General features: G+C 53.9%; 13 protein-coding genes and 1 other annotated feature. Of the genes, 3 read left to right on the top strand and 10 right to left on the bottom strand.

The window, feature by feature from the left end:
• Positions 1–164 precede the first annotated feature (164 nt).
• The 8 genes from ltrA to JRJ22_RS04270 all read right to left on the bottom strand — a co-directional run bounded on the left by ltrA (position 165) and on the right by JRJ22_RS04270 (position 7491).
• Positions 165–1556, bottom strand: a complete 1392-nt coding sequence (gene ltrA, locus JRJ22_RS04305; protein ID WP_206100576.1) for a group II intron reverse transcriptase/maturase — start codon at positions 1554–1556, stop codon at positions 165–167.
• 432 nt (positions 1557–1988) lie between these two features.
• Positions 1989–2292, bottom strand: a binding site (T-box leader).
• A gap of 420 nt (positions 2293–2712) precedes the next feature.
• Positions 2713–3762: a tRNA (adenosine(37)-N6)-threonylcarbamoyltransferase complex transferase subunit TsaD gene (gene tsaD / locus JRJ22_RS04300; protein WP_206103390.1), complete on the bottom strand. Its 1050-nt coding sequence runs from the start codon at positions 3760–3762 to the stop codon at positions 2713–2715.
• A complete protein-coding gene (rimI, locus tag JRJ22_RS04295) occupies positions 3759–4283 on the bottom strand; it encodes a ribosomal protein S18-alanine N-acetyltransferase (RefSeq protein WP_206103389.1) in 525 nt (174 codons plus the stop codon). The genes tsaD and rimI overlap by 4 nt, the downstream gene beginning before the upstream one ends.
• A complete protein-coding gene (gene tsaB, locus JRJ22_RS04290) occupies positions 4280–5119 on the bottom strand; it encodes a tRNA (adenosine(37)-N6)-threonylcarbamoyltransferase complex dimerization subunit type 1 TsaB (protein ID WP_206103388.1) in 840 nt (279 codons plus the stop codon). The genes rimI and tsaB overlap by 4 nt, the downstream gene beginning before the upstream one ends.
• Entirely contained in the window at positions 5116–5607 is a 492-nt protein-coding gene (gene tsaE / locus JRJ22_RS04285; RefSeq protein WP_206103387.1) for a tRNA (adenosine(37)-N6)-threonylcarbamoyltransferase complex ATPase subunit type 1 TsaE, read from the bottom strand. Before tsaE ends, tsaB begins: the two co-directional genes overlap by 4 nt.
• Positions 5608–5692: 85 nt before the next feature.
• Entirely contained in the window at positions 5693–6697 is a 1005-nt protein-coding gene (locus JRJ22_RS04280) for a DMT family transporter (protein WP_206103386.1), read from the bottom strand.
• Between the two features lie 216 nt (positions 6698–6913).
• Entirely contained in the window at positions 6914–7099 is a 186-nt protein-coding gene (locus JRJ22_RS04275; protein WP_206103385.1) for an H-type small acid-soluble spore protein, read from the bottom strand.
• A 218-nt stretch (positions 7100–7317) separates the two neighbouring features.
• Positions 7318–7491: a hypothetical protein gene (locus JRJ22_RS04270; protein ID WP_206103384.1), complete on the bottom strand. Its 174-nt coding sequence runs from the start codon at positions 7489–7491 to the stop codon at positions 7318–7320.
• 164 nt (positions 7492–7655) lie between these two features.
• Between JRJ22_RS04270 and ku the strand changes: the two genes are divergently transcribed.
• The 3 genes from ku (at position 7656) to ligD (ending at position 10571) form a co-directional block, all read left to right on the top strand.
• Positions 7656–8627: a non-homologous end joining protein Ku gene (ku, locus tag JRJ22_RS04265; RefSeq protein ID WP_206103383.1), complete on the top strand. Its 972-nt coding sequence runs from the start codon at positions 7656–7658 to the stop codon at positions 8625–8627.
• Positions 8628–8662: 35 nt separating this feature from the next.
• Entirely contained in the window at positions 8663–9610 is a 948-nt protein-coding gene (locus JRJ22_RS04260) for an ATP-dependent DNA ligase (protein WP_206103382.1), read from the top strand.
• Positions 9611–9686: 76 nt separating this feature from the next.
• Positions 9687–10571, top strand: a complete 885-nt coding sequence (gene ligD / locus JRJ22_RS04255) for a non-homologous end-joining DNA ligase (protein WP_206103381.1) — start codon at positions 9687–9689, stop codon at positions 10569–10571.
• A 203-nt stretch (positions 10572–10774) separates the two neighbouring features.
• On the opposite strand, the gene JRJ22_RS04250 is transcribed toward ligD, so the two are convergent.
• Together JRJ22_RS04250 and cls are read right to left on the bottom strand one after the other, a co-directional pair.
• Entirely contained in the window at positions 10775–11605 is an 831-nt protein-coding gene (locus JRJ22_RS04250; protein ID WP_232381153.1) for a YitT family protein, read from the bottom strand.
• Between the two features lie 251 nt (positions 11606–11856).
• Positions 11857–13284, bottom strand: coding sequence for a cardiolipin synthase (cls, locus tag JRJ22_RS04245; protein WP_408637886.1), 1428 nt, complete (start codon positions 13282–13284; stop codon positions 11857–11859).
• Between the last annotated feature and the right edge of the window lie 215 nt (positions 13285–13499).

Genomic DNA, 13499 nt, shown 5'->3' with positions numbered 1-13499 from the left:
GGATGATGCGCAGGGAACACGTCGACTTGTCCCCTGCTGTTCCCGCCCACTGCTGCCGGCAGCATCTCAACCGCTTTGATCACAAATCGAGTAGGAGGGGGCGGCGAGCCCCCGTCCTCTCACACCACCGTACATGCGGGTCCGCATACGGCGGTTCCAAAAGGTTAACAAAGCTCCAAATAACGTGAAAGCAAACTTTTCAGCCCTTTCCCTTCCCAGTAGGAAGTGGGAAGGGCATTATTTGTGTTCCGGGACATTTCCCATGCGCCTCGCCGTGAGTTTGCCATCGTGAAACAGGCCCACTCAGGCACCCCAAGCGCCCGGAGTTCGCGGATCCGTGTGCGCACTCGTTTCCATTGTTTCCACAGGCACATTCGCAGCCTTCTCCGAATCCACTGGTCCAGCGTTTGGAGGTGTTTCTTCGCCGACGCCAGATGGAAATAGCCAAGCCATCCCATCACATACCGGTTCACTTGGCGAATTCGCTCTTCCATGGAAATAGACCACGTTCGATTCGTTAGTTCACGGATTCTTTCCTTGAATCGCGAGATTGTTTTCGGAGCTAATCGAATCGTTGCCTGCTTCTGACTCAGGAAACTGAAACCTAAGAACTTTCGGTGCCACGGTCTTGCTACCGCACTTTTATCCCGGTTCACTTTCAGTTTCAGCTTTCCTTCTACAAATCGGCTAACCGATTCCATGACCCGTTCGCCCGCTCGTTTACTCGCCACAAAGATATTACAGTCGTCCGCATAGCGTACAAAACGCAGCCCGCGTCCGGCCAATTCCTTATCCAGATCGTCCAGTAGAATGTTTGCCAAAAGCGGACTGAGCGGACCGCCTTGGGGCGTTCCTTCCCGGCTACGTTCCAGCTTTCCGTTCACCATAACTCCGGCGTTCAGATACGCACGAATCAGGATCAGTACTCTTTTGTCTGTCACTTTCCGCGCCACTCTTGCCATCAGCATGTCGTGGTTTATCCGGTCAAAGAATTTCTCCAGATCGAGGTCTATGACCCACCGGAGGCCACTTTGGATATATCTTTGCGCTTGTTTCACGGCGTCATGTGCACTTTTCCCCGGTCGAAAGCCATAGCTATACCAGGAGAACTCTGCGTCAAAGATCGGGTTCATGACTTGTAGAAGCGCCTGCTGGAGAAAACGGTCCATAACGGTTGGGATGCCTAGTAGCCTTACACCGCCTCCGGGTTTGGGGATTTCCACCCGTTTGACTGACGCAGGTCTGTAAGCCCCCGCTAGAAGTTCGGCTTTCACCGATTCCCAATGTGTTTTCAAATAAGCTTGTAGATTCGCTACCGTTACATTGTCCACACCGGGCGCTCTTCCGTTTTGTACCACTCGTTTATACGCGAGCCGAAGGTTGTCTCCTTCGAGCATTCGCTCCAGCAAGTTGCTCTCTGCTTCGCGAGAGGAAGGGGCGATTTGTGCCGACGAAGAACTCGGCGCTCCGGCATACCCTGGCGGCTTCACCGCTTCTCTTTGCCGTAAGCTCTCTTGCGAGATATTCTGCTGTCTTTGCACTTCATGCGAACGCATCGGTTTCCTCTCTCCTTTCGGTTCAGCCCTTCCGTAAACGCTGCAGCAGTTTACGTACTATGGCCTCTGCTGACTCCTGCCGGTTCAGCGCAGCCTCTCGGCTACGGTTACAAGTTTTTTTTTCCTTGCCCCTCCGGCAGGCCTCCCCAGATAAGAACGTCATCTTTCCGCCCGCACCTGCCCAAGTTTACGGCTGCAGCCCTTGGCAGCTTTGGATTTTGTCATGTATGGGTGACTCATCCGGCTGCAACCGCCTCAAATTGGATTCGTGTACCTCAGGTCGTGCTTTTGCCTCCGGCTTCCTTCAGATTCCGCCTCACGGTGGACACCCTTGCCCTTGGCTAACGGTAGGCGCTTGCCAGCCCCCGCTCGGGACTTTCACCCTAGAGATGACGCCCATGCTGGGCGTACCACAAAAACCCGCCGTCTCTATAAAGAGACGGCGGGTTACCCCTCCGCGGTACCACTCTTTTTGACGCATCCGGCTCCTATTCAATAGCATAGCAAACCGCAAGCTGCGTCCAGCTCTTTCCCATCCTTGGCCTTCCGTCCATTGAAGGCACAAGTCAACCAAGGATGAGTGTCTGGTAACGGAGACATCCGTCGCGGCGTACATCTGTATTTTCCGCCGCTCCGCTCCCGGGCGAGATTCAATGCTTCATAGGCGTCTGCGTCGCACCACCCCGCAGCTCTCTGCACACCTTCGTCATCTACTGCTCCCGTTCATTGCGTGTAATCCCTATAAGTACACAAAAAAGCCTGCCGTCTCTATTCAAGAGACGACAGGCTGTTAACCTTCGCGGTACCACTCTTGTTGATATACCGGATCAGCCCAATTTCTGCTGTCCTCTGAATATCCACTCAATAGTCAGGCAAGTTCATACGGTTGCATCCGCCCCCCACTGCCTTGACCACCCTCTCACGGAGGTTACCCGTAGTCGGTGTACGAAAGGTCCGGCACACTCTTCATGCCGCTCAATGCCCCTCTAGAAAGGACATCCCGCTTCCACCGCTCCGCTCCCGGACGAGTTCAGGTCTCCTTCGGCTGCGTCGCACCTACCCGCAGTTCTCTTATCCCGGAGTAACCCTACTGCTTCCCTTCATCGCGTTTATATCGTTTAATTGGGTAGATTATACTCTTCCCGACTAAAGGATGTCAATAGGCGGTCACAGACCACTTTTCCAGCGACAAACCGGGATCGGCAACCATATCCAGCGATGTGCTGCCGTCATGCCGCCATTTCACATAGGCCGCAGCACCGATCATCGCGGCATTATCCGTGCAGTACACCGGCGGAGGAATGATCAGCTCTATGCCTTCAGCCTCGCAGCGGGAGACCAGTGTTTCACGCAGCCCTTTGTTGGCGGCAACCCCGCCGCAGAGCAGAAGCTGCTTGGCCTCACAGGCTTTGACAGCCCGGACGGCCTTCTCCACCAGCACCTCGACTACAGATTCCTGGAAGCCGCGTGCGATGCCGGCCACATCCGGTTCCAGTCCCTTCATCTTGCTCTGGTTCACCACATTCAGCACAGCAGACTTCAGACCGCTGAAGCTGAAATCATAGGAATCCGGCTCCAGCCAGACACGGGGCAAGGCTACCGCTTCTGCCGCTTCACGGGCCAGACGGTCTACATGCGGACCGCCCGGATACGGAAAGCCAAGTGCGCGGGCAACCTTGTCGTAGGCTTCACCGACCGCATCATCGCGGGTGCGTCCGATAATCCGGAATTCTCCTTCGCGCTCCATGTTAACCAGCTCTGTATGTCCCCCGGATACAACTAGGGTCATGCACGGATACTGCAATTCCTTCACCAGCCGGTTGGCATAAATGTGCCCGGCAATATGATGCGTGCCGATAAGCGGCTTACCCCAGGCCAGCGCGAGGCTTTTGGCCGCAACAACACCCACCAGCAGCGCGCCGACGAGTCCCGGTCCTTGCGTAACCGCGACAGCTGTAAGCTCCCCAGGCTGTACCCCTGCGGCTGTCAGCGCCTCCTCGATCACCAGGGTGATCACCTCGACATGCTTACGTGAGGCAACCTCCGGCACTACGCCGCCGAAGGCGCGGTGAGTTTCAATCTGGCTGGAAATAATATTCGCCAGCACCTCGTGTCCGTCTTTGATGACTGCTACTGAGGTTTCATCACAGCTCGTCTCAATAGCCAATATAAGTACAGGCTCAATAGCGCCTGTTTCAGTATTCATTTTAGATCCACGCTTCCTTCCGTCAACCCTTGCTCTCCATACTCCGGCAGATCCGCCCACATAATCAGCGCATCCTCACGGTTGTCCGAATAATACCCCTTACGGGTACCGGCCGGCCGGAAACCTTTTTTGCGGTATAAATTCTGGGCCACCTCATTCGAGACCCGGACCTCTAGCGTAATCGACTTCATGCCCAAAAAGCTCGCCGTCTTCATCAGCTCCTCCAGCAGCCGGTCGCCCCATTTGCGTCCCCGGTAAGCTTCGAGCAGGGCAATGTTCGTCACATGGGCCTCGTCGACAATCGCCCACATCCCGGCATAGCCGATGATATGGCCGGCCAGCTCCATCACCATGTATTTGGCAAAATGATTATGCGTCAGCTCATTACGGAACGCTTCCTCCGTCCAGGGCATCGTAAAAGCTTCCCGTTCGATCACGAGAATCTCTGGAATATCCTCAAGCTTCATCAGGCGAAATACAGGACCGCTCTCCTGTTCTCCCGCCCGCGTAGGTTCCGTCATACTTTGCTCGCGCTCCCTTCACTGCTCCGGCGCAGATTGGCTTCCGCTTCAGTAAGCTGGGTATAATTCGGGATTAACCCGTGAATATCGTCACCGCCGCTGCCCTCCAGCAGGCGTTCCTCACCAAGGAGCGCTGCCCAGCGCCCCTCCAGCTCATAAGGCTCCGCATGTACGTCCGCTGCTCCCAGCAGCGGACGAAGACTGTCCCCGCTGCCATGCAGCGCAGTCTCTCCGACAAACCAGACGGACCGGGGTCTGCTGCCCTCTGCCTCCGCCTGTTTTAGCCTGTCTGATAAATACATCACCCAGTCAGCCATAAGGCGGATAGCATCCGGTTCAAGGCGCTGCGGAGCACGGAGCCCGCAGGATGTGAATAACCCTGTGTAGACTTGTCCCCGCCGTGCATCGAGCAGAGGAATAATCCAGTCCGGACCAAATCCTTCCGTCCGTGCAGCTTGCTCAGCCGCAGCAGCAGCCTGCTTCTCCTGTATAGCAGCATAGCCGCCCCAAGCCAGGGCATGCAGGCTGGAAATGCCGACGACCGGCACCTTCCAGGCCCAGGCCAGTGTCTTGGCAGCAGTCACCGCAATCCGGGTACCCGTGTATGATCCCGGACCCAGGCCGACAGCCACTCCGCCAAGCATCGAGGCCTCTGTACCGCTGGCCTGTAAGGCCTGCTCAATTATCGGCAGCAGGTGCACCGAATGGTTCCGCTCCCCGGATGCATTAATTTCATGCAATAGTCTGCCATCTTCAGTTACAGCTACTCCCAGGACAGCCGTTGACGTATCCAGCGCCAAAAGCCGCTTGCGCGGCCCATTATTTTCGTTCATCATCCTTGTTTACCCCACTTCTGGATCAGCGCCCGGCACAATTCACCATACGGCTCTCCGGTTCCGGTTATCGTAATGATACGTTCCTCCGGTCCAGCTGTTTCCATGTATATATGCAGATGCCGCGGCGGCATCAAGTCTGTAATGATACTGCTCCATTCCACCAGGCATACTCCCTGCCCGTAGAAATATTCGTCCAGTCCAAGCTCGTCCGCTTCCTGCAGCGAGATCCGGTATACATCCATATGATACAGCGGCAGACGCCCATCATACTCTTTGATTATAGTAAAAGTAGGACTGTTAACAATCCCCTGCACGCCCAAATGGCGCGCAAAACCTTGCGAGAATGCCGTCTTCCCCGCACCTAGATCCCCGTCGAGGCCAATCACCATACCGGCTGTGGCTGCGGCGGCTATCGCAGCTGCCAGCAGCTCCGTATCCTGGAGGCTGTACGAACGGTAAGTAAACACCGTTTCATCGTTAATGTCCAAGCTGCAACTCCACCTTTTAAAATAGTACCAACACCGCAATACTTTTAATTATATCGGTATACTACGGGTACCGCAACAACCCTCTCTACTCCTCGCTGCCTGCAGCCACGGGGGGAGGGAGCTTCGGGCTTTTGGCCCGCGGCGTCCTGCTCAGTGCGCGATGGGAGAACATACTGTGCAGAGCCATCCCGATGATAATGACAGCAATACCTATCCATGACAGCAGTGAAGGCAGCGGTGAGGACAGAATCAGCATTTCACCGGCCAGGGCGAACAATACCTCAAGCGACTGGGTGGCCTCCACTGCCGCGAGCCCGCTCATGCTGCTGCGTACCATATCCGTGGCTCGGAAGAACAGGACGGTAGCGATCACTCCGGAAGAGACGGCAACAATCAACGATTGTCCTGCTTGGGAGCCTGAAGGCAGTCCGGCATCTGCATAGCCGATGAGCGCCAGAACCAGCCAAAAAGGGAGACTGCCCAGAGTCATGCCAAGAATGCGCTGAAAGACGTCCAGCCGGTCTCCGCACAGCTCCATCATCTTGCGGTTGCCGAGCGGATAGGCGAAGGAAGCAATCAGGACTGGCACGATGCCCAGCAATACCTGAGATGCTGCCAGCTCGCGGGCTTGTTCAGCCTGGAGCAGCACCACTCCGGCCAGAATAATCAGTGACAATCCGAGCCCGCGAAGCGGGATTCTGCCGCGCTCATAGACCCGCCCGTCGGGTCCGTTCACCCATCGGCCGAAGAAGGGGGCGAGCAGCGAGCCGGAAATAATCGTCAGCTGCCAGGTTCCGGCTGTCAGCCAGCCTGGAGCATATGCAGCTGCGAAGCAGATCGGAGCATAGAACAGGCCAAAGCCGACCGTTCCCCAGAGCAGCCATGCCGCCGGGTGCTCCTTCATCGCTGACAGCAGCGGCTTCAGCCGGCCGCGCCCAGCCACAATCGCCACCAGAAACGGCAATGTAAACAAGTAGCGCAGCGAGGCACTCCATGCCCAGCTCCCCCCTGACAGCTCCATCCGCCGGTTAAGCACAAAAGTTACTGCAAAAAACAGCGCCGAGCAGACGCCTAGTATAATAGGACGCACGGATATCATCTCTTTTCATCAAATTCACATCCCAAATATAGGCGTTAGCAGCAGTTAGCGTCAACCTTTGTGTCAGCTATCAAGCAATTGCAGTAAGATGGGTATGCCAAAAAAGCAGAGCCAGCGATTATTCCTAACAGAAGGATCGCTGCTCTGCTCAAATTCCAGTTAATTAAAGTCTAACTGTATAAACTCAGCCCTAACTGATGAGGACGACTAACTTCTCTGCTCTTCCAGCCGCTCCACACCCACTGTATGTGTATTTGTCGGACGTGAACCCACCTGTACCGTAGCCATGCCGTTTGCTTCGTCCACACGCTCAATCCACACTGGCTCCCCGTCCAAATGTACAGAGATCATCTCCTTGGAAGCATAAATGTCCTTTGCCCGCTTAATGTCCATTTTTTGGTCTCCTTAAAGTTTTGTAATAGCATAAGCTTCACTGAATTTGGTTCGTACAAAACTCGCTTCGGAAGCATACGCTTAGTTTTGTAATAGCATAAGCTTCACTGTATCCGGTTCGTACAAAACTCGCTTCGGAAGCATACGCTTAGTTTTGTAATAGCATAAGCTTCACTGTATCCGGTTCGTACAAAACTGGCTTCGGAAGCATACGTTCCTTATTCCTCATCCGCTTCGGGTTCGCCAATCGTTGCATCCGCATCCAGATACCCGGCGGCGTCTATATTCAGCTCATCATCCGGATCTGCGATAATATTCGCCCAATCCACGACCTCTGCCGGAATATCCTGCCGAGGTAGCGCATCGCTCCATTCATTCCGTCCTCTGTCCATAGGTTCCTCCACTTTTCTAACACTGTAATGCATGCCGCTTGACGCGGCTCCCCTTCAGGGCCTGGCTTTATTTTTTCCCAAGGTTAGCAAAAAATGCATCAGGCTAGAAAATGCGGCATCGCCCCATACTAAGCCATAGCACTTATTATCAGGAGGCGATATCGATGCATACCGTTTGGAAAGGAGCCATCAGCTTCGGACTTGTGCATGTACCGGTCAAAATGTTCTCCGCCACGGAGGATAAGGACATCTCACTGCGCTACATCCACAAAGAATGCGGCAGTCCGCTGTCCTATGTACGCAAATGCCCGGTTTGTGAGAAGGAAGTGGGCTGGGAGGAAATCGGCAAGGGCTATGAGTACGAAAAAGGAAAGTTTGTCCTGTTTGACAAAGAGGAACTGGACCAGCTGACCGAGGAAAGCAGCAAAAGTATTACGATCCTTGATTTTGTGGATTTGACGGAGATCGACCCGATTTATTTTCAAAAAACCTACTATCTGTCTCCGGACCAGGCGGGCACCAATGCTTACCGGCTGCTGATGGAGGCAATGCGCCAGACAGGTAAGATCGGGATTGCCAAGATTTCCATCCGCTCCAAAAGCAGCCTGGCCGCCATCCGTGTGCTGGAGGACTGCCTGGCGATTGAGACCATCTTTTATCCCGATGAGGTGCGGCCGGTCTCCCAGGTTCCCGGATTGCCGGAAGCGGGAATGGTGAGCGATAAAGAGCTGGATATGGCCAAGCTGCTGATCTCTCAGCTGTCCACACCGTTTGAGCCGGAGAAATATACGGACGACTACCGTCAGCGGATGCTGGACTTGATCTCCCACAAAGTCTCCGGGGAGGAATTCCATATCGCACCGTCGCAGCAGGAGAGCAATGTTATCGATCTGATGGCTGCACTGCAGGCCAGTATCGAAGCTGTCCAGCACATCCCGGCCGATCCTGGCCCTTCTCTGGCCGGCTCAGCCAGCAAGCCAAAAACGGCAGCCGGTACAAAGAAAAAAACAGCCAAAGCCAAAACAGCTGAAGCGGCGCCGGGAACTGCCGTAGTTAACGAAGTAACCGGACCGATTCCGGTCATAGCTCCCAAAGCGAAGCGGCGCAGCCCTAAAAGCAAAGAGACCGTTTCCTAAGCCTTCGTGCATACAAAATAGTCAGGAGGTGCGCCATGGAAATGCGGCCGGTTATACCGTTTGAACCTGTACTCGCTGCGCAGCTCCCGTCCGGCAGCCAGTGGATTGCCCAGATCAAATGGGACGGGGTCCGTATGCTCTCTTATTATGACGGGAACCATATAGAGCTGATCAACCGCCGCGGCAACCGGCGCACATTACAATATCCTGAGCTGACGGTGCCCCGCACCTACTGCCGCGCAGACTCCTTCATCCTGGACGGCGAGGTCATCGCGCTCAGCGGCGGCAAGCCGTCCTTCCATGAAGTGATGCGCCGCGACAGCCTGAAGAGCGAAACAGCCATCCGGGCTGTGACGCCGCAGGTACCGGTCCTGTATATGGTATTTGATATGCTCTACTGCAACGGGGTGTGGCTGCTGGATCAGCCCTTATCCCGGCGGCAGCAGCTGCTCAGTGAGATGCTGCTGCCGCATTCCCATGTGCAGAATGTGCCCAGCTACACGGATCCGGCAGAACTATTCTCCGCTGCCCTGAAAGGACGGCTGGAGGGAATTGTCTGCAAGGACATGGGCAGCACCTATGCCCCCGGCGGGAAAGATAAACGCTGGCAGAAACGCAAGATCATCTCTGATGTGACCGCAGTTGCCGGCGGCGTCACCTTCCGTGACGGCATCGTAAATGCCCTGCTGTTCGGTCTCTATGATGATGCGGGCAAGCTGCATTATATCGGACATGCAGGAGCGGGACGGATGACTGCCATGGATTGGCGGAATCTGACCGCACAGGCACATAACCTGACCATTCCCGTTATGCCTTTCGCGTCCCTTCCACAGCGCAGTAAGGGCGCTGTCTGGATCAGACCCAGCCTTGTATTCAAGCTGCATTTTCTGGAATGGAACAGCTCAGGCACACTGCGCCAGCCGGTGATTCAGGCACAGGTTGACCTGCCTCCGGAGGATTGCCAGATCGGGCAAAGAGGGTAAGCTCTGCTTCCAGGCTGATTAGAAGTATAACTTCCCGCTGTACAGAGACTTAAGTAAAGGTAAAGGAGGATACCCTATGCCGGCTGTGCTCAAAGGCTCCATCACCGTAGACGGACAAGAGATCACAGTAACGAACCCGGACAAGCCCCTCTGGCCGGAGGTTGGAATCACCAAGCGGATTTACCTGCAAAAGCTGGCTGCACTCTCCCCTTACCTGCTGCGTTACTGCAAAGACCGGCTGTTAACGGTTATCCGCTATCCGCACGGAGTGCCGGGGATGTCCTTCTATCAGAAGAATGCCCCCCAGCCGCTGCCCGGTTTTGTGAAGACAGCCCTGCATGAAGGTATTGAGTATATCGTCCTGCAGGGCCTTCCCGAACTGATCTGGCTCGGCAATTTGGCCGCGCTGGAATTTCATCCTTCGCTGCACTACGCGGGGAGCAGCCTGCCCTGTGAGTGGATGATCGATCTGGATCCTTCTCTTGAAGTGGAGCCGCGCATTATGGAGGCGGCCGCTATGGTCGGGGATGTGCTGAAATCACTGGGGCTGGCTTCGGTTCCCAAAACCTCCGGGGCAACGGGAGTGCAGATTATTATCCCGGTGAATCCGGGAATTTCCTTTGATGAGCTGCGTAAAATCGGCCATTTCGTCGGGCGTTATGTCACCGAGAAGAGGCCGGACCTGTTCACATTAGAGCGGCTCAAGAAACACCGCGGCGACAAGATTTATTTCGATTATCTGCAGCATTACGGCGGCAAAACCTTAGCCGCTCCCTATACACCGCGCGCACGCCCGCTGGCTACGGTGTCCACCCCGCTCCTGTGGGAGGAGGTCGCCCGCAATGTCTCACCTGCTGATTATCATCTGCTGAATATTGAGGAGCGGCTGAGCCGCATGGGAGATCTTATCGCCAAGGTGCCGCCGCAGCCGGTCAGTGATATTGTCTCGAAGCTGCCATGAAAAGCTCCCACACCCTTCCACAGGCAGCAATAAGCCCGCAGATGCCTTTCACAGGCTGCGGGCTTATCGGGTGTCCAGCTTTTGGACGGAAGGTATTCTATATGAGAATACGGCGTGGCTTGCTGCGGGCGCCGGATTGATTGCTCTGACTTTCGTAAATATACCTTCCTTCAGGGTAGCGTGCCCGCTATTCTGGACAAACGCTAATGGATTGATTTTTTCTTAAAACGGCCGCCTTTTACATCATGGATATTACCGATAGCAACAAATGCGTCCGAATCCCAGTCTTCAACAATCGATTTAAGCTTCGCTTCTTCCAGCCGTGTAATGACTACAAAGATTACTTTCTTGTTTTCACCGGAAAATCCGCCTTCGCCATCGAGATACGTAACACCGCGTCCAAGACGCTCCGTCAGCGCTTCTCCGATATCGCGGAATTTATCGCTGATAATCCAGACCGATTTCGACTGATCCAGCCCCTCAAGGGTAACGTCGATCATCTTAAAGGCAATGTAATACGCAATCAGGGAGAACATGGCATTATTCCAGCCGAATACAAAGCCCGCTACGGAAAGAATAAAGAAGTTGAAGAACATAACTACTTCGCCGACAGAAAACGGCAGCTTCTTAGCAACCAGAATAGCTACAATCTCCGTACCGTCAAGCGATCCCCCGTATCTTACAACGAGTCCTACGCCGACCCCGAGAATAACGCCCCCAAACACGGCTGCCAGTAAAGGCTCAACTGTAATCGGCTTGACCGGATGCAGCAATTGGGTGCCGATAGACATCAGAATTACGGCAAACAAGGTGGATAAGGCAAAGGTTTTGCCGATCTGCTTATACCCGATAACCAGAAACGGCAGGTTGAGCAGCGTCAGCAAAATGCCGAGAGGAATATTAAAAATATGGGATAGCATAATAGAAATACCGGTTATTCCGCCGTCAATCAACTCATTGGGAACAAGAAAAATTTCAAGCGCAACGGACATCATTGCCGCGCCCAGCACCATCATCACAATCCGTTGAGCCATCTTTAGTCTGGCTGTCTTCACAGACCCGGATTTTTGAGGTTTTTTCTGATCCTCATTCGTAAAGATTTGCTGGCTTACATTCATAGAACTCCCCCTATAAAAAAGTATTTAAAAGAATTATCGAAAGCATCATTTTAAGAGATACTCTCTTATATTTCTTCTTATACCTTCATTATATCACAAAATAGGGCCAAATAAGGAATGGAACATGTTTCAGCCTTTGAAAAGCGCTGTTTTTGTGCCCTTTTCGGTCATAATAGCGGGGATAACAGCTGACAAAGGCTTTGAATCAACTTGACATTCCAGGCTCGCTCTTTAAATTGTTCGGGATCAATAAATGGGCTGTACTGCAAGTCCTTTTCAAAGTCCGAGGCCAGCTTAGCAATGCTCTCCGGATGGAGCAGAACGGCCGTCAGCTCAAAATTGGAATAGAAGCTGCGCATGTCCAGATTGGCACTGCCAATGGTGGCCAGCAGATCGTCAACAATCATAACCTTGGCATGCATGAAACCTCTGGTGTAGCGGTAAAACTTCACTCCCGCATCCTGCAGATTCTCCAGATAGGACAATGAAGCCGAGTAAACAAGCTTGTTGTCCGGTTTGGCAGGAATAATGATTCTAACATCCACCCCGCTGAGTACAGCATTTTTGAGCGCCCGGCAGATGGTCGGATCAGGGATGAAATAAGGCGAGGTAATCCAGATACGCCTTCTGGCCGAACAAAGCGCGGCAAAGTACATCTCCTCGGACGCATCAATCGCTCCATCCGGCCCGCTGGCCACCACTAGTACAGCTTCCTGTCCCGTACAGCTATGGGTTGGAAAAAAGCGCGGATGGCTCAGCCAGTCACCTGCCGCAAGCTTCCAGTCCTTCAGAAATATAGCCTGCAGATGATATACGGAATCTCCCTCCAGTCGCAGATGGGTGTCGCGCCAATAGCCCATTTTGGGGTCTTTGCCCAAATAATCATCTCCGACATTCATCCCTCCCGTAAACCCTATCAGACCGTCAACTATCATAATTTTACGGTGATTCCGGTAATTGAACCTGCGGTCCAGCAGCGAATGAAGCAGCGGCAAAAAGAAATGAACCTCGACTCCCGCATGTTTTAAGGTGCCGATAAATTTCCGTCTCAGGCTATGACTGCCGAGCCCGTCGCACAGCAGACGTACCTTGACCCCCTGACGCGCTTTGCGGACCATCACCTCCTGGAAGTGCTCCCCAATCTCATCGTCACGAAAAATATAGAATTCCAAATGGATATGTTCCCGCGCCGCTTCCATCGCCTCCAGCATGGCAGCATAGGCCTCCTGTGCATCTGGCAGGATCCGGCTGCGGTTGCGGCCTGTAATATTCCGGCCGGACAGCCTAGCGAGCAGATAGAGCAGTTCCTCATGGCCGGTAAAAGCCGGATTTCCGCATTCCTCCGGCTTCTGGACAATTTTGATTTTACCGGAGGCACGGACACCGATTTCACTAAGCCTCGAAGGTGTACAGCGCTTGTCTATCTTGCGGCTCTGCCAATAATCCCGCCCCAGGAAATAATAGAGCAGCAGACCCAGCGGAGGGCAGCAGAAGCTAAGGAACACCCAAGCCAGCGCCCTTTGCGGACGGCGGTATTCCAGCAGCACGATGATAGCAATCTGCAGCACAAAAAGACTGAGTAAGAGCACAATTATTTTCAAGCCGTCACCTCCATTTATTTCGGCAGCCTGGTGAGGCAGAGCATTGCACCCTGCCCTGACAAGCTGATTTCAGTACAGGTTTTGCCGTAACTCTCCTACTTTATTCAAGCAAACCGTTGTCATGTTCACCAAAGAGCTGGAATACATAGAGTAGTAGGACGAATCGGATGAGCCCATTTGATTACAAACCACTAGACCGCATCAGAACA

The sequence above is a fragment of the Paenibacillus tianjinensis genome (genome assembly GCF_017086365.1).
GTDB classification, from domain to species: Bacteria; Bacillota; Bacilli; order Paenibacillales; family Paenibacillaceae; genus Paenibacillus_AQ; species Paenibacillus_AQ tianjinensis.
This window is presented reverse-complemented; position numbering and strand designations above follow the sequence as displayed.